The organism is Cupriavidus agavae, assembly GCF_004217045.1.
In the GTDB taxonomy this organism is placed as follows: Bacteria; Pseudomonadota; Gammaproteobacteria; order Burkholderiales; family Burkholderiaceae; genus Cupriavidus; species Cupriavidus agavae.
Window position 1 is genome coordinate 375,849 of the sequence record NZ_SGXM01000002.1, and the last position, 26,988, is coordinate 402,836.

The 26,988-nt window shown below is 68.4% G+C and carries 19 protein-coding genes; 7 read left to right on the forward strand and 12 right to left on the reverse strand.

Going from position 1 to position 26,988, the window contains the following annotated elements; all coding sequences use genetic code 11:
* The first annotated feature begins 23 nt into the window (after positions 1-23).
* A complete protein-coding gene (locus tag EV147_RS12725) occupies positions 24-977 on the forward strand; it encodes a LysR family transcriptional regulator (protein ID WP_130391538.1) in 954 nt (317 codons plus the stop codon).
* A gap of 12 nt (positions 978-989) precedes the next feature.
* Here EV147_RS12725 and EV147_RS12730 read toward each other — a convergent pair whose 3' ends face one another.
* Positions 990-1,886 carry a LysR family transcriptional regulator ArgP gene (locus tag EV147_RS12730; protein ID WP_130391539.1) on the reverse strand — a complete coding sequence of 299 codons (897 nt, stop codon included), beginning with the start codon at positions 1,884-1,886 and terminating at the stop codon, positions 990-992.
* A 74-nt stretch (positions 1,887-1,960) separates the two neighbouring features.
* Between EV147_RS12730 and EV147_RS12735 the strand changes: the two genes are divergently transcribed.
* Positions 1,961-2,608: a LysE/ArgO family amino acid transporter gene (locus EV147_RS12735; protein WP_130391784.1), complete on the forward strand. Its 648-nt coding sequence runs from the start codon at positions 1,961-1,963 to the stop codon at positions 2,606-2,608.
* 100 nt (positions 2,609-2,708) lie between these two features.
* On the opposite strand, the gene EV147_RS12740 is transcribed toward EV147_RS12735, so the two are convergent.
* From EV147_RS12740 to EV147_RS12770, 7 genes are all read right to left on the reverse strand, one after another.
* Positions 2,709-4,376 carry a CehA/McbA family metallohydrolase domain-containing protein gene (locus EV147_RS12740; protein WP_235844713.1) on the reverse strand — a complete coding sequence of 556 codons (1,668 nt, stop codon included), beginning with the start codon at positions 4,374-4,376 and terminating at the stop codon, positions 2,709-2,711.
* Positions 4,377-4,575: 199 nt separating this feature from the next.
* A complete protein-coding gene (gene ybaL, locus EV147_RS12745) occupies positions 4,576-6,294 on the reverse strand; it encodes a YbaL family putative K(+) efflux transporter (protein ID WP_130391540.1) in 1,719 nt (572 codons plus the stop codon).
* A 103-nt stretch (positions 6,295-6,397) separates the two neighbouring features.
* Positions 6,398-7,282, reverse strand: a complete 885-nt coding sequence (locus EV147_RS12750; RefSeq protein ID WP_130391541.1) for a hypothetical protein — start codon at positions 7,280-7,282, stop codon at positions 6,398-6,400.
* 87 nt (positions 7,283-7,369) lie between these two features.
* Positions 7,370-8,368: a Bug family tripartite tricarboxylate transporter substrate binding protein gene (locus EV147_RS12755; protein WP_130391542.1), complete on the reverse strand. Its 999-nt coding sequence runs from the start codon at positions 8,366-8,368 to the stop codon at positions 7,370-7,372.
* A gap of 50 nt (positions 8,369-8,418) precedes the next feature.
* Positions 8,419-10,887 carry a CaiB/BaiF CoA transferase family protein gene (locus EV147_RS12760; protein ID WP_130391543.1) on the reverse strand — a complete coding sequence of 823 codons (2,469 nt, stop codon included), beginning with the start codon at positions 10,885-10,887 and terminating at the stop codon, positions 8,419-8,421.
* A gap of 14 nt (positions 10,888-10,901) precedes the next feature.
* The gene (locus tag EV147_RS12765; RefSeq protein ID WP_130391544.1) at positions 10,902-14,216 is read right to left on the reverse strand and encodes an acetyl-CoA carboxylase family protein; all 3,315 of its coding nucleotides are present in this window, start codon (positions 14,214-14,216) and stop codon (positions 10,902-10,904) included.
* A 47-nt stretch (positions 14,217-14,263) separates the two neighbouring features.
* On the reverse strand, positions 14,264-15,814 hold the full coding sequence (locus tag EV147_RS12770; protein WP_130391545.1) for an acyl-CoA carboxylase subunit beta: 1,551 nt from the start codon (positions 15,812-15,814) through the stop codon (positions 14,264-14,266).
* A 161-nt stretch (positions 15,815-15,975) separates the two neighbouring features.
* Between EV147_RS12770 and EV147_RS12775 the strand changes: the two genes are divergently transcribed.
* The 4 genes from EV147_RS12775 to EV147_RS12790 all read left to right on the forward strand — a co-directional run bounded on the left by EV147_RS12775 (position 15,976) and on the right by EV147_RS12790 (position 22,024).
* Positions 15,976-17,691 carry a sigma-54 interaction domain-containing protein gene (locus EV147_RS12775; RefSeq protein WP_130391546.1) on the forward strand — a complete coding sequence of 572 codons (1,716 nt, stop codon included), beginning with the start codon at positions 15,976-15,978 and terminating at the stop codon, positions 17,689-17,691.
* 154 nt (positions 17,692-17,845) lie between these two features.
* Complete coding sequence (locus EV147_RS12780; protein ID WP_130391547.1) at positions 17,846-19,336, forward strand: efflux transporter outer membrane subunit; 1,491 nt, start codon at positions 17,846-17,848, stop codon at positions 19,334-19,336.
* The gene (locus tag EV147_RS12785) at positions 19,333-20,508 is read left to right on the forward strand and encodes an HlyD family secretion protein (protein ID WP_130391548.1); all 1,176 of its coding nucleotides are present in this window, start codon (positions 19,333-19,335) and stop codon (positions 20,506-20,508) included. The genes EV147_RS12780 and EV147_RS12785 overlap by 4 nt, the downstream gene beginning before the upstream one ends.
* Positions 20,509-20,512: 4 nt before the next feature.
* On the forward strand, positions 20,513-22,024 hold the full coding sequence (locus EV147_RS12790) for an MFS transporter (RefSeq protein ID WP_130391549.1): 1,512 nt from the start codon (positions 20,513-20,515) through the stop codon (positions 22,022-22,024).
* A gap of 17 nt (positions 22,025-22,041) precedes the next feature.
* Here EV147_RS12790 and EV147_RS12795 read toward each other — a convergent pair whose 3' ends face one another.
* The 4 genes from EV147_RS12795 to EV147_RS12810 all read right to left on the reverse strand — a co-directional run bounded on the left by EV147_RS12795 (position 22,042) and on the right by EV147_RS12810 (position 26,322).
* Entirely contained in the window at positions 22,042-23,028 is a 987-nt protein-coding gene (locus EV147_RS12795) for a LysR family transcriptional regulator (RefSeq protein WP_407923226.1), read from the reverse strand.
* A gap of 139 nt (positions 23,029-23,167) precedes the next feature.
* Complete coding sequence (locus EV147_RS12800) at positions 23,168-24,490, reverse strand: MFS transporter (RefSeq protein WP_130391550.1); 1,323 nt, start codon at positions 24,488-24,490, stop codon at positions 23,168-23,170.
* A 43-nt stretch (positions 24,491-24,533) separates the two neighbouring features.
* Positions 24,534-25,313 carry an aldolase gene (locus EV147_RS12805; RefSeq protein ID WP_130391551.1) on the reverse strand — a complete coding sequence of 260 codons (780 nt, stop codon included), beginning with the start codon at positions 25,311-25,313 and terminating at the stop codon, positions 24,534-24,536.
* A gap of 115 nt (positions 25,314-25,428) precedes the next feature.
* Positions 25,429-26,322 (reverse strand): LysR family transcriptional regulator, encoded by an 894-nt coding sequence (locus EV147_RS12810; RefSeq protein WP_130391552.1) that lies wholly within the window; start codon positions 26,320-26,322, stop codon positions 25,429-25,431.
* Between the two features lie 311 nt (positions 26,323-26,633).
* On the opposite strand from EV147_RS12810, the gene EV147_RS12815 reads away from it, so the two are divergent.
* Positions 26,634-26,972, forward strand: coding sequence for an HdeA/HdeB family chaperone (locus EV147_RS12815; RefSeq protein ID WP_130391553.1), 339 nt, complete (start codon positions 26,634-26,636; stop codon positions 26,970-26,972).
* Positions 26,973-26,988: the final 16 nt, after the last annotated feature.

Here is a 26,988-nt window from a genome sequence, read left to right on the forward strand (position 1 = left end):
AATCAGGCATTGGTGGTAACCCTATGTCGACACCTCCCCCGTGGTACATCCGCGCCCGCCTCAAGACCCGCCAGTTGCTGTTGCTCGTGGCGCTGGCCGAGGAAGGCAATATCCACCGTGCCGCCGCCGTGCTGCACATGACGCAGCCTGCGGCGTCGAAACTGCTGCGCGAACTCGAAGAGATGCTCGGCGTGCCGCTGTTCGACCGGTTGCCGCGCGGCATGCGGCCCACGCGCTATGGCGACGCGATGATCCGCCACGCGCGGGCCGTGGTTGGCAGCCTCGACCAGGCACAGGAAGAAGTGATGGGCCTGCAGGCCGGGCGGCTCGGACACGTGGCGGTGGGCGCCATCACCTCGCCGGGCGTGACCTTGCTGCCGCCGGCCGTGGCCGCCCTGAAGCAGGAAAGCCCCGGCCTGCGCATCTCGCTGGAGATCGAGAACAGCAACGTGCTGCTGGAGCGGCTGGCGCAGGACAAGCTCGATCTCGTGGTGGCGCGCCTGTTCGCCGAGCACGACAAGCTGCATCTGCGTTACGAGCCACTGGCCGCCGAGCCGGTCTGCGTGGTGGCGCGCCGCGATCATCCGCTGCTGGGGGTGCCGGCGCTGTCGCTGGCCGACCTCGAACCGGCCGGCTGGATCGTGCCGCCCGCTGGCAGCGTCCTGCGGCACCGCTTCGACCTGATGTTCCAGCGCGCGAGCCTGATCCCGCCCACCAACGTCGTGGAGACTGCCGCGCTGCTGTTTGTCACGCAGATGGTGGAGTCGAGCGACATGCTGGCCGTGCTGGCCGCCGACGTGGCCGCGTACTACGCCAGCCACGGCATGGTGGCGATCCTGCCGCTCGACGTGCCTTGCCACATGGATGACTTCGGCATCATCACACGCACCGACCGGCTGCTGTCGCCGGCCGCCGAGCGGATGGCCGAGGCATTGCGCGCGGCCTCGGGGGCCATCTACCGGGACGCGGCGGCCTGAACCCGGCGATGCCTACGGTTGCAGCAGCGCCTTGCGCGCCGCGGCCAGCACCTCGCTTGTCAGGCCATCGAGCATGCCGCCTGCGGCGCGCGCATGCTGCCAATGCAGCGGCACGTCGAACGGCGTGCCGGGCACCAGTTCGACCAGTGAGCCGTCCCGCAGATGCGCGTCGATCAGACCCGTCGGGTGCAGGCCCCACCCCATGCCCGCCAGCGCGGCGGTCACGAAGGCGTGGGGCGATGGGAGCGTATGCCGGGGCAACTGCACGTCACGATGGCACAGGCGGCGGGCCCAGCGCGACTGCAGTTCGTCCTTGGTGTTGAAGACGAGGCTCGGGGCCCGCGCCAGCGAACCCGCGCCCACGCCTTCGCCGAAATGCCGCCTGACGAAGGCCGGACTGGCGGCCGCCACGTAGCGCATGGCGCCCAGCGGAAAACTGTTGCAGCCGGCTGCCGGCCGCGCCGTGGCCGTCACGGCGGCCAGCACGGCGCCGCTGCGCAACCACTCCGTCGTGTGGTCCTGATCGTCCACCGATACCTCCAGCAACACCGGCTGCGCCGCGGCGAACGCGGCGAGCGGCGCCGCCACCCACGTGGCCAGGCTGTCCGCATTGACGCCAACCGGCACCGGCACGCGCGCCTCGCCCTGCCCGGCCAGGGCGGGCAGCGCGCCATGGAGTGACTGCTCAAGCAGGCGGACATGGTCCACGTGCTGGCACAGCCGCCGCCCGGTCTCGGTGGCGCGGCACGGCGAATCGCGCACCACGAGCGCGCAGCCCACGCGCTCCTCCAGCGCCCGTATGCGTTGGGAGATGGCCGACGGCGTCACGCTCAGAGAGCGCGCGGCGCGCTCGAAACTCCCCTCCCGGACGACCGCGGCCAGCGCGGACAAAGCGGCGTAGTCGAGCATGACTTTAGTTTCTCTAATGAACGGAAAGAAAAGATAGTTTGTCTTCAGACTCCGCCGATGGCAAGCTGCGCGCCATGAACTACCCGGACCTGCCTTCCGCCTTCCCCGTGCTGCTGCACGGCTTCATGCTCAGTTTCGGCCTGATTGTCGCCATCGGCGCACAAAATGCCTTCGTCCTGCGGCAGGGCCTGCGCCGCGAACATGTGGGGAGCATCGTGCTGTGGTGCGCCGTGGCCGATGCGCTGCTGATCGCCGCCGGCGTTCTGGGGATGGCGCAGGCACTCGGCGAGCGGCCGGGGCTGGCGCGCGTGCTGGCCTTCGCGGGCGCCGCGTTCCTCGCGCTCTACGGCTGGCAGGCGCTGCGGCGCGCCAGCCAGCGCCATGCGATGCAGGCCTCGGCCGGGGCTGGCACCACGCGGCTGACGCAGGGTGCGGCACTGGCGCAGGCTGCCGCGTTCACGCTGCTGAACCCCCACGTCTATCTCGATACGCTGCTGCTGGTGGGCAGTATTGGCGCGCAGCAACCGGCGCCGCTGCGCGGCTGGTTCATCGCCGGAGCCAGCGGCGCGAGCCTGCTGTGGTTCACGGCGCTTGGCTACGGGGCACGGTGGCTGGCGCCATGGTTCGCGCGCCCGGCCGCATGGCGCGTGCTGGACGCACTGATCGGCGTCACGATGCTCGTGCTCGCGGCAATGCTGTTGCGGCTGGGGTTGGGGGGCTAGCGGGTGCGGATCGGTTCGCGCCGCGGGTCGGCTCCCTCTGCCGCACAGCGGGAGAGGGAGCCCATCGCAGGTGGTGCAGATGTTGCCGGGTATGCCCGACTTACGATCCCACCGTGACGAACACCGGGTTGGAATAGAACCACAGGTCGTTGTAGTTGCGCGCGTTGATCGCGTTGAAGCGGGCCGGGTCTTCGGCCACCGTGACCTTGGCGTCGGGCAGCGGATTGCCGTTCTGCGTCTCGCCGGCCACGTTCATGCCCAGATTCGTGCCGCGCAGGCGGAAGTACTGGTTTTTCTCGGCCTTGAAGGTGTAGGTCACCGCGTTATAGCCTTCGCTGTCGAGCTTCCAGTCAGCCGCCGTGAACGTGGCGATGACCTTGGTCGAGTCGTTGGTTTCCTTGCTGTAGCCCGGCGTACCCACTGCGGCGCGCGGCGTCACGTCGCCGGCGATCAGGTCGACGTGGTGCACGGTGGGCTTGACGTTGACGTTGATGCCGCTGTCGATCGGGTACTGGTAGTTGTTCTTCTCGGGACTCTTGAAGCGAATGGTCACCGTGACGGTCTCGCCGGCCTTCGCCTTCAGCTCGCCGCCCATCTCGCTCTTGCCGGCGGCGCCTGCCACGTTGAAGTCCAGCGCGTTGATCAGGTCACCGAACACCGAGAACATGCGGCCCGAACGGACCCCTTCCAGCACGGCCTGTACGCCCGAGTACTTGTTTTCGAGCCAGACGTAGGTCTTCGAGTACTCGCCGGGGAAGTAGCCGCTGCTGTTGGTGCCGACCGTCTTGAAGTGGTGGTCCGAGTTGCCGACGTTCCAGAAGCGGCGTCCGTCGCCGAGCATGGCGTCCCAGATGCCACCCACCTGCGCCACCACGTAATCCACGCCACCGTAGACACGGTTCTTCAGGTTGGCATCGACGTAGGCCGTGGTATAGCCGCCGCGATCGGGCTCCATCTGGTTGCCAACCATGCCTTCGACGGCAAACACCACGCGCGGCGCAGCGTCGTTGAACTCCCGGTAGTCGGCGGCGCTGTACTTGCCGGTGTTGCGCGACGGGTGGTTGATCAGCGCGTAGCTGGTGTCCGGATAGTTGTCGCGCAGCCAGGCCACGGCCTTCACGGCGTCGGCGTGCGTGGTGTAGGCGCGCACGCCGGCGGCATTCCATGCGGCCACATCGGCGGAGTCGAACAGCGTATCGGCGCGATTCGTGAAGTAGTACTCGAACTGGTTGGCGGCCTTGGTCGCCGTCGCCAGCGGGGCGCCCGTGAAGATGCCCACGTTCATGTGGTCATGCGTCGGCATGTCCCACTCGAACGCCGAGAAGATCAGCTTGTTCGGGTAGTTGCCGCTGGCCTGCATCTGGCGCACGGCCGGGATCTCGATGTCGGCCATGGCCTTCGAGAAGGCCAGCGGACCGCCGGCGATCGCCACATCGTTCTCGTCGCGCAACGTGGTGCGCAGATGGTTGGTGATCGCGGTCCAGTCGAGGTTGTTCTTGACCAGCGCCTCGTCCAGCACCGTGGCCAGCTTGCTGCGGGCGTCGTCGGACTGGGTGGTGTGCACGTGCAGGTCGCCCGTGGTCCAGCGGCCGGTGACTTCGGCAACGGGCCTGGACGGGGTTTCCGGGGTCGGCGTGGAGGGGGTGGTGGTGGCCGGCGGCGTGGTGTTGCTGCTGCCGTTGTTGTCGTCGCTGCCGTTGCAGCCGTAGAACGCGAACGCGACGGTCATGGCCGCCGCCATGCCGATTGCAGACTTGAGGTAACGCATTGAGACTTCCCTGATGCTTGTTTCTGATTGACCCGTAGTGCCGCGCGTCTTCGGCCACGGGTCCGGCATCTCAGCCGCCCGGTGGTCCTGCCACGCTGGCAAGGCTCGTCTTACGGGCGCACATCATGAACGTCTTAGATGACAGGAAAGTGATGGCGGCGCAGATATCCGCACCGCCATCGTCACGGCAAGTCCGCGCTCAGTGTCCTCCGGCGCTCGCACCGGCGGGCACGAAACGGCCCAGCACATGGCCGGCCATGCCCCGGGCCAGTTCTTCCTCGCCGTAGAACACCGTGCCCAGATTCTCCTTGCGCAGCAGTTCGGACTCATCCTCGCTGTGGGTGCGCAGCACGATCTCGATGCCGGGATTCAGCGTGCGTGCCGTCTCCACCATCTGGCGCACGTAGAGCGGCTCCGGCACCGCCACCACGAGCATGGCCGCATTGGCGATATGGGCCTGGATCAGTACCGCCGGATCGGCCGCGTTGCCGGACACCGCCGCAAAGCCCTCTTTCCGCAGGCTCTCGACGCGCTCGCGGTTCTCGTCGGCGATCACGAACGGAATGCCCCGCTCCTGCATTGCCCGGGCAATCCGCTTGCCTACCCGGCCATAGCCGACCAGCACGACCTGGCCTTGCAGGAAGCGGCGCTCAGTGGTCATCGGCAGTTCGGCGTAGGGGTCGCCACGCTGTTCGAGGTCGCGCGCGAGCGCCGAGCGGGCCAGGATCCAGTTGCGCACGGGTTCCAGCGCCGCGAACAACAGCGGATTGAGCGCGATCGAGATCAATGCGCCGGCCAGGATCAGGCTCATGGCATCGGGCGGCAGCAGCTTGAGCGCCACGCCGAGGCCCGCCAGGATGAACGAGAACTCGCCGATCTGCGCCAGGCTGGCCGACACGGTCAGCGCGGTGTTCAGCGGGTAGCGGAACGCCAGTACCAGCACGAAGGCCGCCAGGGACTTGCCGATGATGATGACGGCCACCACGGCCAGCACGTGCAGCGGCTGCTCCAGCAGGATGGCGGGCTTGAACAGCATGCCGACCGAGACGAAGAACAGCACCGAGAACGCATCGCGCAGCGGCAGCGATTCCTCGGCGGCCCGGTGGCTGAACTCCGATTCACGCATGACCATGCCCGCGAAGAACGCGCCCAGCGCAAACGAGACGCTGAAGATCTGCGCGGCGCCGAAGGCGATCCCGATCGCCGCGGCCACCACCGAAAGCGTGAACAGCTCGCGCGAGCCGGTCTTGGCAATCTGCCACAGCAGCCACGGCAACACGCGGCGGCCCGCAATCAGCATCAGGGCGATGAAGGCCACCACCTGCAGCAGCGTCTGCAGGATGGTGATGCCGATCGACTGCGCGGTCTGCGCCTCGCCATTGGTCGCCCCACCCAGCAGGCCCGCCAGCGGCGGCATCAGCACCAGCACCAGCACCGTGGCCAGGTCTTCCACCACGAGCCAGCCCACGGCAATGCGGCCGTTCATCGTTTCCAGCACGTTGCGGCTTTCCAGCGCCTTGAGCAGCACCACGGTACTCGCGCACGAGAGCGACAGCCCGAAGATCAGCCCGGTGCCCCAGCTCCAGCCCCATGCCCAGGCGATCAGCATGCCCAGCGCGGTGGCGATGCCCATCTGCACCACGGCGCCGGGAATGGCGATACGCTTCACCGCCAGCAGGTCGCGCAGCGAGAAATGCAGGCCGACACCGAACATCAGCAGCATCACGCCGATTTCAGACAACTGGGAAGCAAGGTGGACATCGGCGACGAATCCGGGCGTGCCGGGGCCAATGATGATGCCCGAGACCAGGTAGCCCACCAGGGCCGGTATCTTCATGCGTTCGGCCAGAAAACCGAGCACCAGAGCGATACCGAAGCCTGCGGCCAGCGTGGTGATGAGGGTCAGGTTGTGATCCATGGGTCAGCGGGGGCAAGGGAGGCGGAGAAGGCGGAATGCAGCATGCATCGCCAAATTGTAACTGCCACCCGCGTGACGGCCGGCCATGGCGGCCAAAAAAAAACTATCTGCCGTTCTTCTGGTTGTCGATGATCGGCCGCAGCAGCGTGAAATCGTTGGGGTAGAACGGCGGCACCGCCTGGGGATCTTTCTGGCGCGCGATCTCCACGAACCTGCGGTCGGCCTCGATGGCCAGCATGACGTCGAAACGCTTGACCCCGGCCGCCTTGGCGCGCTGCAGCTCGCGCTCGCTCTTGGCCCGGTAGGCTATCGTGCGCATCAGCAGGTCGTAGAGCAACCGGGGGCGGCGTTCCAGGGACGCAACGGTTTCCTCGCGGCGCTTGTCCAGCACCGACTGCCAGAGCGCCGAGCCTTCGAGCCCGGGCGTGAGCTCGGCAATCGCCACCAGTTGCTCCTTCTTGGCCGAAGGCAGGTACTGCACGCCCTCGGCGTCGAGAAAGGCGCGAATCTCGCCGCTGCGCTGCCCGAGCAGCTCCTCGGCGCGCGTCTTGGGCTTGCGTGGCTTGTCGATATCGGTCCAGGTCGAGGGGAACGCGCCCAGCTCCGCAAAGATGCGGGCCCAGTCGTCATACTCGGTCCAGGTCCACGCGCGGCCCTTGAAATAGCGGGCGTAAACCTGCTCGAAGTAGCCGGCCAGGTTCAGCCCGTCGGAGCCGCTGCTTTTCACGAGCGCCAGGATTTCGTCGGCCTCGGCGTCCGAAATACCCTCCACGGTCGCCATCACCCGCCCGAATACGCGATCGTACGAGCCCGCCGTGTCCTGGAAATCCCGCGTACGGGTCTCCGCACCCGCAACCGGCTCGGCTGCGGGCCTGGACTTCGGAACGGAAGCAGGCTTGACCCGCTTCCTGCGGAAAAAACGAAAAACTTCCACGAACGCCTCTCTCGATCGCCCTGGGCAGGGCTCCATCGCCAGGGTGGCGCTCATTCTCGCACATTGGCGCGGGCGCAAGGATGGATCAGCGACCGGGCGGGCGGAATGCGCCCCCCCTTTCACCGCCAGCCCCGCCTCTGCTCAGTCCAGCGTAATGCCCTCCCGCTGGATCACGGCGCCCCAGCTGGCTTCCTCCTGTTCCACCCGCTTGGCGAAGCGGGCCGGGTCGATCATCACCACCTCGCCCTGCTGGCCCAGTGCGGCGCGGGCCTTGTCGTCGTCGACGATGCCCTGGGTGGCGGCGTGGAGCTTCTGCACGATCTGCGGCGGGGTGCCGGCCGGCGCCAGCAGGCCAATCCAGAACGTCGAGTCGAACGGCTTGTAGCCCGCTTCCTCCACGGTGGGCACGTCGGGCAGCTGGGCCATGCGCTTCGTGCCGCTGACCGCAATGGGCTTGAGCTTGCCGGCCTTGATCTGCGGCAGCGCGCTCCAGGTGTCGAAGGCGGTGTCGAGTTCGCCGCTGATCACCGCCATCTGCGCCTGCGCGGCCGACTTGTAGGGGATATGCGTGGTCTGGATCTTCGCGCGGTTGTTGAGCATGGCAAAACTCAGGTGCGCGATGTTGCCCGGCCCGGCCGAGCCGTAGCTGACCTTGCCCGGCTGCTGCGACGCATAGCGCGACAGCTCCTGCACCGTATTCACGGCGTGCTTCTGCGACCAGTCCGGATTCGTGACGAGGATGAACGGTGCTTCCAGGATCAGCGTGACCGGCGCGAAATCGCGCGGCTTGTAACCGCCTTTCTTGTAGACCTGCGGATTGATCGTGACACTGCTCGAATTGGTCACCATTACCGTGTAGCCATCCGGCGCCGCGCGGGCCACTTCGGTCGCACCGATCAGGCCGTTGGCGCCGGCCTTGTTCTCCACCACCACGGGCTGGCCGAGCGATTTCGTCAGCCGCTCCGATACCACACGCGCGACGGTGTCCGTGAACGACCCCGCCGGGAACGGCACGATCATGCGGATCGGCTTGCCGGGCCATCCCCCGTTCTGCGCCATGGCCGGCGCAGCCATCGTGCCCGCCAGCGCCAGCAGCGACGCCACGACCATTCCCTTGCCTGCCTTCGTTGCCTTGCTCATGTTTCGTCTCCTTCGTTGTTATTGGCGAATTGCTGATGGCGAAGCGCGCGTCAGCCCGCGTTGCGAGCGCTTCCCGAGGTCTTGCGCCGCGCCACCTGGCCCGTGATGTCCTGCGATGCGAGTTCGGCAAGCCGCTGCCCGCCCAGCCCGAGCACGCGGGCCAGCACCTCGTCGGTATGCTGGCCGAGCGTCGGCGCCGGACATCGCACCGGCATTGCCTCGGCTGTCTCCCGGAACCAGGCCGTGCTGGCGGTGTAGGCGCCGCCGTGCGCCCGTTCGAGCACGCGCCAGAAGCCACGCGCGGCCAGATGCGGGTCTTCCAGCACCTGCCACATCGGGCGCACCACGCCTGCCGCCACGCCGGCGGCCTGCAGCCGACACATCGCCTCATCGGCGTCCAGCGTCGCGCACCATTCGTCGATCACCGCGCCGATCCGGCGCTCATGCGCCCTCCTGCCGGTGGCGTTTGCGAGACCGGCGTCCGCCGCGAGGTCACCACGCGCCAGCGCGCGGCACAGGCCGGGCCAGGTGTCGTCCGTCACGTCGACCACCACCCACGCGTCGTCTCCGGCGCAGCGGAAGCAGCCATGCGGAGTGTTGACCGGATGGCGGTTGCCATGGCGTGCCGGCACGCCGCCCGACGCCGACTGCGAGACGATGAACGGAGCGGCCATCGACAGCATGGCCTCGACCTGCGACAAATTGACGTGGCGGCCCTTGCCCGTGGCTTGCTGGTCGAACAGCGCCAGCAGGATGGCCGCGCCCGCATTGAGGCCGCCAACCGGATCACCATAGGCATACGAGGTCATGGCCGGCGGCCCGTCCGGATGCCCGGTATAGAGCGGCAGGCCGCTGGCCTGTTCGAGCGTGCCGCCATAGGCGCGCGTGTTGCTCCAGGCATTGCCGAGGCCGAATGCCGGCATCGATACCATCACAAGCCGTTCATTGCGCGCCCGCAGCGCGGCGTAGTCGAGGCCGAGCTTCGGCAAGACCTCGGCGGAGTAGTTCTCGATCACCGCATCGGCCTGCGCCACCAGGTCGAGCAGCAGCGCCTTGCCTTCGGGCCGCGTCAGGTCCAGCGTGATGCCGCGCTTGTTGCGGTTCATCAGGTTGAAGTTGGTGTTCTTCTCGTACAGCCGTTCGCGGTAGAACTGTTCCGTGAAATGCGCGCCACGCCACCAGTCCGGGTAGCCCGTGCTCTCCACCTTGATGACTTCGGCACCAAAATCCGCCAGCGTGCGCGACGCCAGCGGCCCCGCCCAGCCCATCGTCAGGTCGATCACGCGAACACCTTCGAGCGGCAGCTTGCCGGCCCGCGCCCGCCGCAACGCCGGCTGCGGCGCGCGGTCGAGCCCCGCGCCGCGATAGAACGCGTCGTGCTGGCCCAGCATCGGCGCCGTACCGCCGGCCAGCGGCCCGGCCGCATCGAGCCGCAGCGGCACCACCGGCCCTTCGAAGCGGCTCCCGTCGACTTCCACCGGCACGAAGGCCCCGCGCTCGCGATGCACGGCCTGCTGCAGCAGCTCCTCCATGGTCGGCACCAGCACCGCGGGATGTTTCAGGTCGCCGAGCAACCGGAACCACTCGGCGGCGGTGCGTGTCAGGAAGGCCGGCTTCAGCAGCGCATCGATCTCGTCCGCGCGGGCCATGCGCTCGGGACCGTTCACATAGCCCGGATCATCGGCCAGATCGGGTCGCCCGATCGCCTGGCAAAGCGCCTGCCATTGCGGCAGCGTGTGCGTGAAGATGCCGATCCACCCTTGCGCGGTCTCGTAGATGCCGGCCGGATGCGTGCCGCAGAAGCGGTTCACGCCCAGGCGGCGCAGCGGATGGCGCTTGTCCTGCACCATGCCGGCCTCCATCTCCACCACGCTGAACACCGCCTCATGGGCGCTCAGCACGTAGCGGCGGCTACCGTCCCGGCGGCCCAGCAACGCGGCGACGGCCGCCGAGAAACTCGTCAGGCCGAGGACGATCGCACTCTGCAGGTCGTGCGGCATATGCGGCGGCCCGTCAACGGGACCGCTGCCGTGCACGGCGCCGGCCAGCGCGCGGCACACCGCCTCGGAACCGGCGTAGTGGCGGTATGGGCCGGTCTCGCCGAACCAGGTCAGCACGATCTCGATCGGCGCATGATGCGGGGCGGCCTCTCCGGCGGGCTGCCACACCGGCGCGTCGAGCACGGCCAACCCGGCATCGAGCGCCCGGGCATCGAGCACGACATCGCAGGTCTGGGCGAGCTGCGTCAACCATGCTTCGTCGGTGCGCGCGGTGACGCTGCGCTTGTTCGTATTGAGCCAGGCAAACAGCGCGCTGTCCTGCCGCGCCGATCCGGCCCGCGGCACCAGCGGCGGCATGCCGCGCCACGCGTCGCCATCCGGGCTTTCCACCTTGATGACCTCCGCGCCGAAATCCGCGAACAGCTTGCCGGCGTAGGCCAGCGCCGGGCCGGTGCCGATTTCCAGCACCCGCAATCCGGCGAGCGCGAGTCCGTCCAGGTCGGGAAGGTTGGGTGTCATGGCGTCCTCCCGGCCTACCAGGCGTCTACGAAGCCGCGGCGTGGCCGATCCCCGCGCAGCGCCGCCGAAGCGATGCCCTGCACGAGCCACTTGCGCGTCTGGGCCGGATCGATGACCGCGTCGATCTCCACGGCGGCTGCCGTGTTGATCGCGTGGCCGCGCTCGTACGACTGCGCCACCAGGCGGTCGAACAGGGCCTTGCGCTCGGGGCCGTCCGGCACCGCCTCCAGCTCCTTCTTGAACCCGAGCCGTACCGCGCCCTCCAGCCCCATCGGGCCAAATTCGCCCGTCGGCCACGACACCGTGAAGCTTGCCGAACGGAAGCCGCCGCCAGCCATCGCCATGGCGCCAAGCCCATAGCCCTTGCGCAGGGTCACTGCCAGCAGGGCCACGCGCAGCTTGGCCGCCGTCAGGAACATGCGCGAGACATGCCGCACCTGCGCGCGAGCCTCCACCTCCGGGCCGACCATGAACCCCGGCGTATCGATCAGCGACACGATCGGCAGCCCGTGCGCGTCGCAGAGTTGCATGAAGCGCGACGCCTTGTCGGCTGCGTCGGCGTCGATGGCGCCACCCAGGTGGTACGGGTTGTTGGCGATGATGCCCACCGGCTGGCCTTCCACGCGCGCCAGCGCCGTGTGGATACCGGCGCCGAAGCCGCCGCGCAGCAGCAGCACGCTGCCCACATCGGCAATGCCCTCGATGGCCTTGCGCGTGTCGTAGACCCGCAGCCGGTTCTCCGGCACCACATGGCGCAGGTCGATCGGGTCGGGCGCGCTCCACTGCGCCACGCGCCCCTGGAACATCGACAGGTAGTGCCGTGCCACGCGCACGCCCTCGGCTTCGTCCTCCACGAGCACGTCGATCACGCCATTGGCGTACTGCACCGCTGCCGGCCCCACGTCTTCGGGGCGGTACACGCCCAGGCCGCCGCCTTCGATCATGGCCGGTCCCGCCATGCCGATATTGGTCGACTTGTCGGCAATGATCACGTCGCAGCAGCCCAGGAACGCGGCGTTGCCGGCAAAGCAGCGTCCCGACACGATGCCGACCACCGGCACGTTGCCGCTCAGTTCGGCGAACGCGGCGAACGAGGGTTGATACAGGCCCGACACCGAGGGGTAGTCCACATCGCCGGGCCGGCCGCCGCCGCCTTCGGCGAACAGCACCAGCGGCAATTCGTCGCGCAGCGCCACTTCCACGATGCGGTCGGTCTTGATGTGGTTGCGCTTGCCTTGTGTGCCGGCCATTACCGTGGCGTCGTAGGCCATCACCGCGCTGCGCGCGTGTTCGCGGCCGACCAGTTCGCCGTTGACGTTGCCGATGCCTGTGATCAATCCGTCAGCGGGCGTGTTCTCCACGAGGTCCTGGTGCGCGCGGCGCGATGCCTGCGCGGCCAGCGCCAGCCCGCCATACTCGACGAAGCTGTCCGCATCGCAAAGGTCGGCCACGTTCTCGCGCGCCGTGCGCTGCCCGCGCGAGCGGCGGCGCGCCACGGCCTGCGGCCGCTGGGCATCCTCAAGGTAGGCATGGCGGTCGAGCACGCGCTGCAGGTCGGCACGGATCGCCTGCCGGTCCACCTTGCGTGTGGCATCCACGGACACGCCGTCGCCCTCGGCCTGCTCGATCACGATCAGGATCTGGTTCTCCGACGCCATGGCGCCTTTGTCGAGCCGGAGATCCACCACGCGGCCGCTGCACGCGGCGGCAATCGCGTGCTCCATCTTCATCGCGTCGAGCACGGCGACGGTCTGGCCGGGCCTGACCACGTCGTTCAGTTGCACGGCGATGTCCACCACACGGCCGGTCAGCGGAGCGCGGACGGCTACCAGCCCTTCGTCAACCGTCTCCTCGGGATGCGCGGGTTGCGGTGTCGTGGCATGGGGCCGCGCGGCGCCGTTGAACAGCGCCTGCTGGGCGCGGTCGGCGTCGGCAAGCGCCGCCGCGGCGGCAGTCAGCTCGGGCAGGATGGCTTCGAAGTGCCGCGTATGAACGTCCTGCGTCAGGAAGTCGTCGCGCTGCACCAGTGCGCGCAGCAGGTCGAGATTGGTCGGTACGCCGGCAATGCGGAACTCGGCCAGGCTGCGCTGCAACCGGCGAACGGCGGCGTCGAAACGCGGCGCGGTGCTACGCACGATCAGCTTGGCCAGCAGCGTATCGAAGTTCGGCGACGGCGCGTAGCCGGCATAGCCGTGAGAATCCACGCGCACGTCCGGCCCCGACGGCACATCGAAGCGCTCCAGCCGGCCGTGTGCCGGGCGCGCCAGCCCCTGTGCGTCGGTCGTCTCCGCATTGATCCGCGCCTGGATGGCAAAGCCGCGCGGTTGCGGCGGCGCGGCGGGGTCCAGCCCGGCATCGGCGAGCGTGCCGCCGGCGGCCACGCTCAATTGCAACGCCACGAGATCGACGCCGGTGACCTGCTCGGTGATCGTATGTTCGACCTGCAGGCGCGGATTGGCCTCGATGAACACGAACCCCTTCTGCTCGCCCGCCTCGGTCTCTTCCACCAGGAACTCGAAGGTGCCCAGGCTGCGGTAGTTGACGCGCCGGGCCAGCCGCAGCGCGGCGCGGAGAATTGCCTCGCGCAGCGCCGGCTGCAGCACAGGGCTCGGCGCGATCTCGACGAGCTTCTGGAAGCGCCGCTGCAACGTGCAGTCGCGCTCGCCCAGCGCAATGACGTGCGTGCCGTCGCCGGCAATCTGCACCTCGATATGGCGGGCCCGCACGACCAGCCGCTCGGCGTACAGCGCGTCGATACCGAAGGCGGAAGCCGCCTCCGAGCGGCACCGTGCATACGCTTCGGCCAGTTCCTCGCGGCGCCGTACCACACGCATGCCGCGCCCGCCGCCGCCGCCCACGGCCTTGATGACCACGCCCGCCCCGCCTTGGGCATCGAAGAACCCGGTGATCTCTTCGAGCGACGCATTGCCGCGCGTGGCGGGCATCACCGGCACGTCGCTCTGCGCGGCCAGTTCCAGCGCGCGGCCCTTGTCGCCGAACAGGGCCAGGTGTTCGATGTCGGGGCCGACGAAGCCGATGCCAGCGGCCAGGCAGGCTTCGGCGAAATCGGCCCGCTCGCTCAGGAAGCCGTAGCCGGGATGCACCGCGTCACAGCCCGTGGCCTTGCCGGCGGCGACGATCGCGGCGATATCAATATAGGCAGCGGGGCCGGCGGCTTCCAGCGCCACCGCCTCGTCAGCCAGCACCCGGTGCAGCGCGCTGGCGTCGTCCTGCGAATACACGGCCACCGTGCCGATACCGAGATCGCGCGCCGCGCGAATCACGCGCAATGCAATCTCGCCCCGATTGGCGATCAAGAGCTTTTTCAATTCCGTGGTCTCCTCGTTGTCATTGTGTTGGTCTCGCCGGGGCGCGGTCAGGGCCGGATGCCGAAGCGGGTCGGTCCGGCCTCGCGTAACGGCGCCGCCAGGTTGGCGAACTCGCACAGCAGCGCGCGGGTGTCGCGCGGGTCGATGATGTCTTCGATGACGAACGCTTCCGCGCTGCGGAATGGCGAGGTCAGGCTGCGCACGCGCTGTTCGATTTCGGCACGTTTCTGCACAGGGTCATCCGCGCCTTCGATCTCGGCCTTGTAAGCCACGTCGAGCCCGCCCTCGATGGGCAGCGCGCCCCAGTTGGCGGACGGCCACGCGTAGCGGAAGTTGAAGCGCCCCATGTGCTGGTGGCCGGCCGCTGCCACCCCGTAGGCGCGGCGCAGCAGGAGCGAACACCACGGCACCGTGGTCTGGTAGACGGCAGCCAGCGCGCGCACGCCCTGACGCATCACGCCGGCCGCCTCGGCTTCGATGCCCACCTGCAGCCCCAGCGTGTCGACCAGATTGACGACCGGCAGGTGGAACGTCTGCGCGAGATCGACGAAGCGCGTGAATTTGTCGGCGCTGGCGTTGTCCCAACTGCCACCGTGGCACGACGGGTCGCTGGCAATCACGGCCACCGGCCAGCCATCGAGCCGTGCCAGCCCCGTCACCACCGCGCCGCCCCATTGCCGGCCTGTCTCGAAGAACGAGTCCCGATCGACCAGTGCTTCGAGGATCGGGCGAATGGCATAGTCGGCGCGTGGGTCGCGCGGGATGGCCGCGAGCAGCCACTCGTCACGCCGCGCGGGATCGTCGGTGGGCGCAAGGCGCGACGGCAGGTCATGCACCGACGCCGGCAGGTACGACAGGAAGCGCCGTGCCCGCGCAAACGCTTCCTGCTCCGTGGGTACCTCGTCATCGACCACGCCATTGCGCGTGTGTACCTGGCTGCCACCGAGCTCGTGCTTGGTCACGGTCTGCCCCACGCGCGCCACGACCGACAGCGGCCCCTCGTTGAACAGTTGCGAGGTCTCCCTGACCATCACGGAGTAGTGGCTGGCCGCCACCCGCGCGGCGCCCATGCCGGCCACCGAGCCCAGCGCCAGCGACACCACCGGCACCGCCGCCATGTTCTCGACCACGTGCTGCCAGACGCGCATCGTCGGAATCAGCGTATGGCCCTTGATCTCGATATTGCGCACCGACCCGCCGCCGCCCGTGCCGTCGACCAGCCGGATCATCGGCAGGCGCAGTTCGCGCGCCATTTTCTCGGCGTGCACGAGCTTGTCGCCCACCGCGCCATCGTTGGCACCGCCCCGTACCGTGAAATCATCCCCGACCAGCACCACGGGCCTGCCGTCGATGCTGGCGCGGCCCATGACGAGATTCGACGGAATCAGGTCCACCAGCCGCCCGTTGCTGTCATAGCGGCCGCTGCCGCTGAGCCCGCCCACTTCGCGGAATGACGCCGCGTCGGCAAGCTGCCCGATACGCTCTCGCACCGTGAGTTTGCCGGCCGCCCGATGGCGTTCGACCTTGTCTTCGCCACCCATGCGCGCGGCCAGGCGCCTGCGGTACGCCAGTTCATCGACTTCAGGCTGCCAACTCATGTGTCTCTCTTTCGTCGCGTCAGATGGTTTGCGACATGTACCGCACGAGTCATGCCAGGCGCTCCTGCCATTGATTCGATTGAGAAATCGATGGGGCGCCGCTAAGATGTCCTCCATAACGACATATAGATGTCCTCACCGGGGACACGCAAGGAGACACGGTGTCCTCAGTGACAACACCACCGACGGCGCTGGGCGTGCTGGTTTTTGGCGCGCCCGGTGCCCCGCCCGCCAGCTTCGGCATCTGTTCCGACCCAGCCGTTGCCGCTGCGGCGGATGCCGCCTGGCAGCACGCAGCCAGAACCGATCCCGCCCGCGCACTGTTCCCCGTGGCGGCCGGCGGCCAGCACTATCTCGGGCTCGGCTTCGAGGACGACGCGTGCCGGCTCCTCGTGCTGCACCGCGCCGGGGCCGAGACCGTGCTGCTCGATTTCCTGCGTAGCGTGCCGTTCGCGGGCGCCATCCTCGACTATTTCCTCAACGGCCCGTATCAGGCCGTGACCGTGGTGGACCGCAATGGACAGGTGCGCTTCCTGAGCCCCGTCCACGAGAAATTCCTCGGGCTGGAGGCGGGCGCCGGTATCGGCCGCCCTGCCGCCGAGGTCATTCCCAACTCGCGCCTGCCGCACGTGGTGGCGACGGGCAAGGCCGAGATCGGGCAGTTGCAGCAGTTCAACGGTGCGACGCGCGTGGTGAACCGCATCCCGATCCGCGAGCACGGCGAGGTAGTGGGCGCCATCGGCCAGGTCATGTTCAAGGGGCCCGAGGCGCTGGTGCGCATGCACGAGGAACTCTCGGCGCTGCGCTCGGAGGTGGCCCGCTACCAGCGGGAGTTCAGCGGCCTGCGCGGCGAGCCGCCCGCGCTGGGCCTGATCGGCGAGAGCGCCCCGATGCAGCGGCTGCGGCGCGAGATCCAGACCGTGGCGCGGCTCGACGTGCCGGTGCTGATCCTCGGAGAGAGCGGCACGGGCAAGGAACTGGTGGCGCGGGCGATCCATGCCGCCGGCAGCGACGCCGGTGACGCGGCACGTCCGCTGGTCAGCCTCAACCTTGCGGCGCTGCCCGCCACGCTGATCGAATCGGAGCTGTTCGGCTACGCACCCGGGGCGTTCACGGGCAGCCAGCGGCAGGGGCAGGCAGGCAAGCTCGAACAGGCGGCGGGCGGCACCGTCTTTCTCGACGAAGTGGCCGATATCCCGATGGAAATGCAGGTCAAGCTGCTGCGCGTGCTGGAAGACCACATGGTCGAACGGCTCGGCAGCCGCCGCGCCCAGCGTGTGGAGTTCCGGCTTGTGTCCGCCACCAATCGCGATATCTCCGAACTGATCGACGCCGGGCGCTTCCGGCTCGATCTCTACTACCGGCTCAGCGGCGTGGTGCTGCGCATTCCCGCGCTGCGGCAGCGGCGCGAGGACATCCCCGCGCTATTGCAGCATTTCGTCGAGGCGTTCTGCGCACGCAATCGCATGCCGCCGCCCCGCATCGAGCACGATGTGGCGCGCCATCTCGCCGGCCAGCCGTGGCCGGGCAATGTGCGCCAGTTGCGCCAACGCGTGGAGGAAGCCCTGGTGTTCTGCGACGGCCAGATCCTGCGCGTGGCCGACTTCGCCCGGGGCGAGGCGGCGCGCCGGCTGCCCACCTCGGAGATCGACAATGCCGTGAGCCCGGCACCGGACGCCGCGGCGCAACCGGCACCCGCCCCGGCGTCGGCCGCGCCGGCGGCCCACGCCCCCGACGCCGGCATGCGCGAGCTGGCCCATGCGGCCGTGCTCGACGCCATCGCCCGTCACGACGGCAACAAGAAGCGCGCCGCCGCGCAGTTGCGGATCTCGCGCTCGCATCTGTACAAGATCCTCGCACGCGGCCCGAACGGCTGACCGCTGGCGCGGCCGCCCGCGCGCATTGGTGCCCTCACGGCAACACCATGTCCAGGCGCGGGTGTCTTCCGCCCGGCCACCGCGGCAGCTAGCCTTCTTCACAACGCCGTCATGGGGCTTTCGCCATGACGGACACGGTAGTGGAGAGGCAGCAATGAAGGATTCCCCCAGCAAGCGGGCCGGAGCGCTCGCGCAACGCGTCGCGTGGTCGGTGCCGGCCCTGCTGTTGTCAGCCTGTGCCAGCATGGGCGGGCTCGCAACCCGCGCCACGCTCGACGATGCCGACGCGCTGGCCGCGTCAGCCAGCCTGCGCCACGTGCCCGCCACGCCAGCCGCCTGGCCGGCGCGTGCCTGGTGGCGCGACTTCGGCGATCCCCAGCTCGACACGCTCGTGGACACCGCGCTGGCCAACCAGCCAACGTTGGGCGTGGCGGCGGCGCGTGTGCGCCAGGCGCAGGCGCTGACCAGCCAGGCCGAAGCGCGGCTGTTCCCGCAGGCCAGCCTCAATGCGCGCACCACGCGCCAGCGCTTCAGCGAGAACGGTGCCGTCCCTCCGCCGCTGGCCGGCAGCTGGAAGTGGAACAGCGACGTGGTGATCGGCCTTGGCTACGAACTCGACTTCTGGGGCCGCAACCGCGCCACGTTCGAAGCGGCACTGGACCGCGCCCGCGCCGCCGAAGTGGAGTACCAGGCGGCCGAACTGATGCTCACCACGTCCGTGGTACGTACCTACCTGAAGCTCGATGCGGCGCACGCGCTGCGCGCGCTGGCCACCGAGACCTATCGCCAGCGGCAGGACACGCTGGCGCTGATCCAGCACCGCGTGGCGGCCCAGCTCGACTCGCGCCTCGACATGAAGCAGGCCGAGGCAGCGCTGCCCGTGACCCGCGAACGGATCGCGGCCATTGACGAAGTGATTGCCCTGACGCAGAACCAGCTTGCCGCACTGGCCGGGAAAGGCCCCGATGCCGGCCGCGACATCGCACCGCCACGGCTGCAGCGTCACTTCTCCGCTGCCGTGCCGACCGACGTGCCGGCCGAACTGATTGGCCGGCGTCCTGATGTGGTGGCGCAGCGCTGGCGCGTGGAAGCCGCCGCGCAGGATATCAAGGCGGCTCGCGCGCAGTTCTATCCCAACATCAGCCTCACGGCATTCGCGGGCCTGCAGAGCCTGAGCCTGTCGGATCTCTTCACGGCGGGCAGCCGGACGCTGGGCATCGGGCCGGCGCTCTCGCTGCCGGTCTTCGACGGCGGCCGACTACGCGCCAACCTTGGCGTGCGGCATGCGGAGTACGACGCCGCCGTGGAGCAGTACAACGCCACGCTGGTCACGGCGCTGCACGACGTGGTCAACCAGCTGGTGGCGCTGGGCTGGCTGGAGACGCGCACCGGCGAGCAACGACTGTCGCTGCAGTTGACCCAGGAGGCGTACGACCTTGCGCTGTCGCGCTACCGGCACGGTGTCGGCAACTATCTGCAGGTTCTGTCCGCCGAAGGACAGGTGCTGCAGCAGAAGCAGTTGCTGATCGACCTCGACACGCAGGCCCATGCGCTGCATCTCGAACTGGTGCGCGCGCTGGGCGGCGGTTACGGGGAAACCACGAATACCGGCGGCGCGCGCCTCACCCAAAGGAATCCTTCATGAACGCCCCCACCGAGAACAGGCCGGCCATCGCGGCAGCCGTGCCCGCGCCGCCCCGCCGGCGACCGCTACGCATCGCCCTCGCCGTATCACTGGGCACCCTCGCGGTGGCTGGCGCGGCCGTCTACTGGTGGCAGCACGGACGGCACTGGGTATCGACCGAGGACGCCTACGTCGAGGGCAACGTGGTGCAGGTCACGCCGCAGGTCAGTGGCGTGGTGACGGCCATTCTTGCGGACAACACCGACCTCGTCGCCGCCGGCGAGCTGCTCGTGGAATTCAATGGCGTCGACGCGCAGGTGGCGGAAGCCGCCGCGCAGGCGCAACTGGCGCGCACCGTGCGGCTGGTTCGCGGCCAGTTTGCCGCAGCACGGCAGGACCGGGCTACCGTGGAACTGCGCAGTGTCGACCTGGCGCGCGCCCGGGAAGACATGGCGCGGCGTTCGGCGCTGGTGACCAATGGCGCCATCTCGGGCGAGGAACTGGTGCATGCGCGGCATGCCATCCGCAGCGCGCAGGCCTCGCTGGCCGTGGCCAACGAGCAGTTGAGGCGCAACCAGGCGGTAGTCGAGCGTACCTCGGTGGCCTCGCATCCCGATGTGCTGGCCGCCGCCTCGCAATTGCGGCACGCCAGCGTGGCCCTCACGCGCACGCGGATCGCCGCGCCGGTTGGCGGGGTGGTGACGAAGCGCTCGGTACAGGTGGGCCAGCGCGTCGGTGCCGGGGTGCCGATGATGTCGGTGGTGCCGCTCGAACAGCTCTGGGTCACCGCCAACCTCAAGGAATCGCAGTTGCGCGACATTCGCGTGGGGCAGCCGGTCAGGCTGACGACCGACCTCTACGGCAACAGCGTGGTCTTCAACGGCCGTGTGCTGGGCCAGGACGCCGGCACCGGCAGCGCCTTCGCACTGCTGCCCGCGCAGAACGCCACCGGCAACTGGATCAAGGTGGTGCAGCGCGTGCCGGTACGCATTGCGCTCGATCCCGCCGAGGTCGCCGCCCATCCGCTGCAGATCGGGCTGTCGATGAAGGCGTCGGTTGACACACGCTCGCGCGATGGCAAGCGTCTGGTCGCCATCAACGATGCCGCGCAGCAGTACCGCACCACGGTCTTTGCCGACGAACTGGCCCGCGCCGACGCGCTGGTGGAGCGTATCGTCCAGGAGAACCTGTAACGCCATGCCCAACCCTTTGCTTCTGCTCCTGATCGGCGCACTGACGGCGATCGATTTCATCCAGAACGGCATGGTGTCCTTTGCCGCCGGCCCGATCATGGGCGAGATCGGCGCCAGTCCCGAGGAGTTCAGCCTCATCGCCGCCGCCTACGCCAGCATTGCCATCGTCGGCATCGCACTGCAGCGCTGGTGCGTGGAACGGCTGGGCTGGCGCGGCTATGTGCGCGGTGCGCTGGGCATCGCCGCGGTGGGGGCGATGGCGTGCGGCACCGCGTGGAGCTACGAGACGCTGCTGGCCGGTCGCATGGTCATGGCGGTTGGCTGCGCGGGCATGATGACGTCGGCGCGCCTGGCGGTAAACCTGATACCACCGGGGCCGGGCCGCATCCACGGCATCACGGCGCTGGCGTCGGGCGTCTGCTGCGGACTGGCCTCGGCGCCATGGCTGGCGGCCACCATCGTGTCGGCGGACCGCTGGCCGATGATCTTCTGGCTGACCGCCGCCGCCGTGCTGGCGATGCTGGCGGCCACGCACGTGCTGCCGGCCGACAAGGTCCCGGCCGGGCAACGCTCCGGCGCCCATCCGCTGCGGCTGGTGGCGCTGGCCGCTGGCAGCTTCCTGCTGCTCTACGTGCTGCAACGCTCCTACTACGATTTCTACGCCAACCGGCTCGGACTAGTGCTCGGCGCCCTGGCCGGCGTGGCGGCACTGGGCGGCTTCATCTGGGCCGAGACCCGCAGCGCCCGCCCCCTGCTGAAGCTGGGCAGCCTGGTGGAACCGCGCTATCTGGCCGGACTCGCACTGTTCACGTTCTGCTACATGACGCTGGGGTCGAATGGTTACCTGCTGCCGCTGGTCATGCAACGCTCGCTGGGATACTCGTGGAGCACCACCGGCAACCTGTTCGCGCTGGGGCTGGCGGGCGGCGTGCTGACGTGGGTGGCCATGTCGCGGATGCTGCCGCGCTGGCCCGGGCCCCGCAAGTACTTCATGACGGGCTTCGCCGCGCTTGCCGCGTCGGCATGGCTGCTGAGCCGCCTGCCACCCGCGCCCGATCCCTGGCTGCACGTGCTGCCCGCGCTGGGGCTGTATGGCGTTTTCATCATGACCATGATGCCCACCACGGCAATGCACACGTTCATGGCGCTCGGACGCGACGAATCCGTCTTCTCGCATGCCCAGCAGACCAAGAACATGATGGGCGAAGTGGGCAAGGCGCTCGGGGTCATGCTGGCCACGGTGGGCCAGCAATGGCTCACGGTCTGGCACTACACCCGGCTGCAGGGCGAGATCCATCCCGGCAACCCGCACTTCCAGGAGGTTCACGCGCGCATCACCGCGGTGCTCTCGGCCTCGATGGACCCGGCCCGCGCGGCCGACGCCGCCCTGGCGCAGATCGCGCAGATGCTGACGCAGCAGTCGGTGCTGCTCGCCAACCTCGACCACTTCCGGGGACTCGCCATGGTGGCCGTGCTGGCCATCGCGGTCAGCGCGGTGCAGAAGGCGCTGCGCTAGATGTCCGGGGCGCAGCGCTACTCGATTGGCAATTGAAATGCCGCGCGCGGGATGTGCTCGGCGATGAAGTCGATGAAGACGCGTATCCGGGCCGGCAGGTGCTGGCGGCTCGGGTAGCAGATGTAGTGCACCACCGGATCGGGCAGGTAGTCCGCCATCACCACCTTGAGATGTCCGCTGGCGATGTGGTCGGCTACCTGGTAGCACGGCAGTTGCGCCATGCCCCGGCCGTCGAGCACGGCATCGAGCGCAAGGCCGGAATCGTTGAACACCAGGCTCGCCTCGGGCAGTACGCGATGGATGCGGTCGACCATGCGGAACTCCCACTCCACCAACCGCCCGTTCGCGCCCCGTGCGTTGATGCAGCGATGCTCGGCCAACTCGTCGGGCGATTGCGGCATGCCGAACTGCGCCACGTAGGCCGGCGCGGCGCAGAGAACCATGCGGGTCGATACCAGTTGCCGGGCGATGATGCTCGAATCCTCGAGCCTGCCATGCCGGAAGCATACGTCGATGCGCTGCGCAACGAAGTCTGCGCAGTCGTCGTCGAGGCGCAGATCCAGCACGATGCCCGGATAGCGCCGCTGGAAGGGGTCGAGTAGCGGTGCCACCATCGCCCGGCCAAACGCCACGCTCGAAACGATGCGTAGCGGCCCGCGCGGCGGCCCGCGCCGCAGTTCGAGCATGTCGTCGATGGCCTGCTGGATATGGGTCACGCCCTGCTGGCAGTTGTCCAGGAAGCGCTGGCCCTCGCTGGTCAACCGGGTCAGCCGGGTACTGCGCAGGAACAGCCGCGTGCCCAGATAGGCTTCGAGCTTCTGCACGTTGCGGCTGACCGCCGAGCGGCCGATGCCGAGCCGGTCTCCCGCCTTGGCAAAGCTGCCTTCGCTGGCGACCGCCATGAATGCCATGATTCCGGTGTAACTCGCGGCCACGGGACGCAGGAAAGCGTCCCCGCCGCGTGGCTGGCCTTCGCGGCCGCCGTCCTGCTGATCGTCCTGCACCCTGCTATGTCCAACCTTATTTGACCGGTCAGATAGTAGGAGCTTGGCCCGTGCCGGTAAAGGTCATTCGGCCCATGTTTTCTGCCAGTTGCAGAAGCTGCGGAGCGCGCCCTTCGAGGGACGCGCTCCGCATTGCCGTTCAGACCCGCTTGCCCGGGACCGGCGACAATTGCGGCGATGCAACCGTCACTTCACGCATGCAGGCCGCGCTGACGAACGCGATCACGCTCAGTGCGCCGAGATACCAGACGATGTAGGTGGGACTGCCGCCGCCGTACTTCAGCAGCGACGTTGCCACGATCGGCGCCAGCCCGCCGCCGATGGCGCCGGACACCTGCACCGCGATCGAGATGCCGCTGTAGCGTACTTCGGCCGGGAACTGCGCCGAGAACAGGCTGCCTTCCGGCCCGTACAGGCACGCGTAGACCAGCCCGATGGCAATCGCCAGTGCCACGGTGATCTTGCCGGGATCGAGCGTCTGCAGCAGTGCGAAGAACTGCGGCGCGAACACCAGGATGCCGATCGTCCCGGCCATGAACACCCACTTGAAGCCGATGCGGTCGCCCAGCATGCCGAACAGCGGCATCGTGAACAGCGAGATTGCCGCGCCCCATACCGTGGCATCGAGCATCACCGTCTTCGGTATGCCTAGCGTGCCGGTGGCATAGGCCAGCGCGAACGTGACCGTCGTGTAGAACCACGTCACCTCGGCCAGCCGGCCGCCCACCACCGCCAGCACCTGGCGGGGATAGCGGCGCAGCACCACCAGCGCAGGCATCTCCACGTCATCGCCCTTCTTCTGCATCTGCTCGAAGTCCGGCGATTCGCCCACGCGGGCGCGGATGAACCAGCCCACGGCCAGCAGCACCACGCTGGCCAGGAACGGTACGCGCCAGCCCCAGGTCAGCATGTCGTGCTCGGGCAATGCCGCCACCATGCCCATGGCCAGCGACGACAGCACCAGCCCCGGCGCCACGCCGGCCTGCGGCAGGCTGCCGAAGAACCCCTTCTTGCCTTCGGGCGCATGTTCCACCGCCATCAGCACGGCGCCACCCCACTCGCCGCCTACCGCAATGCCCTGCAGCAAGCGCAGCAGCACCAGCAGCACCGCACCCCAGTAGCCGATGCTGTCGTAGGACGGAATCAGGCCGATCAGGATGGTGGGAATTCCCATCATGAACAGCGTGATCAGCAGCATCGACTTGCGGCCCACCTTGTCGCCAAAGTGGCCGAACACGATGCCGCCGAGCGGCCGCGCGAAAAAGCCCACCGAGTAGGTGGCAAACGCCGCCAGCGTGCCCGTCAGCGGATCGAATGCGGGAAAGAAGATCTTGTTGAAGATCAGCGCGGCAGCGGTGCCGTAGAGGAAAAAGTCGTACCACTCGATGGTGGTACCCATCATGCTGGCCAGGCCAGCCGTGACATACGCGCGGGGTGACCGTGCGGCAGGTTTCGGATTCATCGTGACGCTCCTTTGGGTTCGGGTGGGCCGTGGGGCCGTGGGCTCATGCCGGAGGCAGCGGCGCGATGCCGTGCGTCTGGCGGGCCCAGTACGCGAACGTGGCGTTGACGATGGATGGCTTGAGCAGGTAGTCGTGCGCCTCGCGGGCGAGCGCGTCGTCCACGGGCGTCAGCGGGCCGAACGCCTGCGCCCGAATCTGCATGCGCGCGGCACGTTCGAGGTAGACCGAGAGGTAAGTGGCTTCCTCGCAGGACTTGCCGGCCGTGAGATAGCCGTGATGGGCCAGGATGATGGCGCGCTTGGGACCGAGCGCCCCGGAGATGATCACGCCCTCCTGGTCGGCGATGGGCACGCCGGGCCATTCGCCGAGAAAGGCACAGTCGTCGTGCAGCGGCGTCATGTCCATCTGCGCGATCACGAGCGGCTGGCGCGCGGCCGCCAGTGCCGACGCCCACGGCGAGTGGGTGTGGATGATCGAGTGCACATCGGGCCGCGCATCGTAGACCCAGAGATGGAAGCGCGTGGCCGGATTGGGCATGCCGTCGCCGGTCAGCGTGTTCAGATCGCGGTCCACCTCGATGAAGTCCGCCGGCGTGGCCTCGTCGAAGCCCAGGCCGAAGCGCAGCGTCCAGTACGCGCCGGGCCGCTCCGAGCGCACGCTGATCTGGCCGGCAAGGCCGGCCTCCTGCTCGGTCATGGCGAGGATGCGGCAGGCATAGGCCATGGTCTCCTGCATGGTGCGCGGCCGGTTGCGCAGGTGCTTCGCCATCTCCTGGGTGGCGCGGGTATCGAAATACGACTTGTCTCTGAGGGGGGCGTTCATGTCTTCTCTCCTTGGGGGCGTTCGCCGTGGCAGACAGCGGCGATACAGGTCCAAGTATGAAAACGGGAACGCGTGCGAGCTATGATGCTGGCCGCATAGCAGCTATCTGCTGCAGTCAGGGCTCCAGCGAGCGCGCCACCTGCAGGGCGCACGCCAGCAACGTATCCGCCAGGGGCATCACGTGGCGCTCCGCGTGCGTGATGGCCACCATGCGGCGGCGCAGCAGCGGCGCGGCAATCTTCACCTTCTGCAGACCGTAGTCGTTGAGCAGGCGGTCGGGGAGGCGGCACGGCAGGATGCAGTCACCCACGCCCATCGACACCAGCTTGAGCATGGCATCCACCGTCTCCGCCTCGGTCACGCAGGTTGGCTGCAGCCCCGCACTCTCGATCATGCGCCGCAGCGCGTAGCCCTGCGGAAACCCCACCAGGCGCAGCGTCTGCCCGCGCAGGTCGATGCCCTCGCCCTGCGGCCGCCCAGCGGCAGGCTGCCGGGTGACGAGGCACATCTGGTCCTCGAACAGCGGATGGACGGTCAGCGACGCGGTATCGACGGCCGTGTCGTAGACCACGCCGAGATCGGCCTTGCCGGCCTCCACGAGCGCCACCACGTCCGCCGAACTGCGACCCATCAGCGACAGGTTGACGTTCGGATGCGTACTGACGAAGCTCGCCACCACATCGGCGATGAAGTAGTAGCTGACCGTATGCACGATCGCCAGCCGCACCGTGCCCTGGGTGGTGCCGTGCGCCTGCCGGATGCCTTCCACGGCCTGGTCGATGGCCCGGTACGGCCCGCCGATAGCCTCCTGCAGCTTCTGACCCGCCTCGGTCAGCGTCACGCCACGACCGGTACGCACGAACAGTGGCTTGCCCAGTTGCGCCTCCAGCGCGGCCAGTTGCCGGCTGACGCCGGACTGCGTCTGGTCGAGTTCCTCCGCCGCACGCGACAGCGACTTCAGTTCGGCGATGCGGAGAAAACAGCGGAGCAGGCGGTCGGGTGAATCCATTGGGGGCGGGCGCGCTGGCGGCGCCATTCAATCACGGTTTCGACAAGGTACTGCGGCCACGCGCGGCCGCAATGCGCACATACCCGGTCCCGGCGCACCCCGGCAGTGCGCGAGGTATGCCCGGCTTCAGTTACCGAACATATAGCAGGGTTCATGCCAGAGCATGATCCGCCCCACCCTGTGATTCGAAAAAGGCTGGTGTATTGCGGCAACGTCCGGGCCGGCGGCACTCCTATGATCGCTCACATGGTCTGGCGATGCAGCCACCGCCAAACCGCACAACGATCTCAACCCTGGCACAAGGAGCCACCATGAAGAAGACCTCGATGCTGTTTCTCGCCGCCGCGCTGGCCACGCCGCTGATCGCCTCGGCGGCGCCCGCCGACGGCGTCCGGACGGTCAAGCCGTTCAAGATGACCTGCGAGGAATTCCTGTCGGTCAGCGATACGTACAAGCCCGCGGTGGTGTACTGGATTGCCAGCGTCGACAAGCTCGGCGTGCGCGAGAACGACCAGATTACCGTGGACACGCCGCGCACGGTGGAGCACGTGGTCGAGGAATGCAAGAAGGCACCGAAGCAGAAACTGGCCGCACACGTGAAGAAATCCCAGCAGGACGAGACCCTGAAGATCAATTTCAACGGCGCCTGAGCGCGCCGTTGTCCCG

Excerpts from the sequence above, each read along its gene's own strand:
- EV147_RS12785 (WP_130391548.1), top strand. The coding sequence starts at position 19,333 with ATGAACGCCCCCACCGAGAACAGGCCGGCCATCGCGGCAGCCGTGCCC.
- EV147_RS12790 (WP_130391549.1), top strand. The coding sequence starts at position 20,513 with ATGCCCAACCCTTTGCTTCTGCTCCTGATCGGCGCACTGACGGCGATC.
- EV147_RS12770 (WP_130391545.1), bottom strand. The coding sequence starts at position 15,814 with ATGAGTTGGCAGCCTGAAGTCGATGAACTGGCGTACCGCAGGCGCCTG.
- EV147_RS12725 (WP_130391538.1), top strand. The coding sequence starts at position 24 with ATGTCGACACCTCCCCCGTGGTACATCCGCGCCCGCCTCAAGACCCGC.
- ybaL (WP_130391540.1), bottom strand. The coding sequence starts at position 6,294 with ATGGATCACAACCTGACCCTCATCACCACGCTGGCCGCAGGCTTCGGT.
- EV147_RS12815 (WP_130391553.1), top strand. The coding sequence starts at position 26,634 with ATGAAGAAGACCTCGATGCTGTTTCTCGCCGCCGCGCTGGCCACGCCG.
- EV147_RS12760 (WP_130391543.1), bottom strand. The coding sequence starts at position 10,887 with ATGACACCCAACCTTCCCGACCTGGACGGACTCGCGCTCGCCGGATTG.
- EV147_RS12800 (WP_130391550.1), bottom strand. The coding sequence starts at position 24,490 with ATGAATCCGAAACCTGCCGCACGGTCACCCCGCGCGTATGTCACGGCT.
- EV147_RS12810 (WP_130391552.1), bottom strand. The coding sequence starts at position 26,322 with ATGGATTCACCCGACCGCCTGCTCCGCTGTTTTCTCCGCATCGCCGAA.
- EV147_RS12780 (WP_130391547.1), top strand. The coding sequence starts at position 17,846 with ATGAAGGATTCCCCCAGCAAGCGGGCCGGAGCGCTCGCGCAACGCGTC.
- EV147_RS12750 (WP_130391541.1), bottom strand. The coding sequence starts at position 7,282 with ATGAGCGCCACCCTGGCGATGGAGCCCTGCCCAGGGCGATCGAGAGAG.
- EV147_RS12730 (WP_130391539.1), bottom strand. The coding sequence starts at position 1,886 with ATGCTCGACTACGCCGCTTTGTCCGCGCTGGCCGCGGTCGTCCGGGAG.
- EV147_RS12805 (WP_130391551.1), bottom strand. The coding sequence starts at position 25,313 with ATGAACGCCCCCCTCAGAGACAAGTCGTATTTCGATACCCGCGCCACC.
- EV147_RS12740 (WP_235844713.1), bottom strand. The coding sequence starts at position 4,376 with ATGCGTTACCTCAAGTCTGCAATCGGCATGGCGGCGGCCATGACCGTC.
- EV147_RS12735 (WP_130391784.1), top strand. The coding sequence starts at position 1,961 with ATGAACTACCCGGACCTGCCTTCCGCCTTCCCCGTGCTGCTGCACGGC.
- EV147_RS12755 (WP_130391542.1), bottom strand. The coding sequence starts at position 8,368 with ATGAGCAAGGCAACGAAGGCAGGCAAGGGAATGGTCGTGGCGTCGCTG.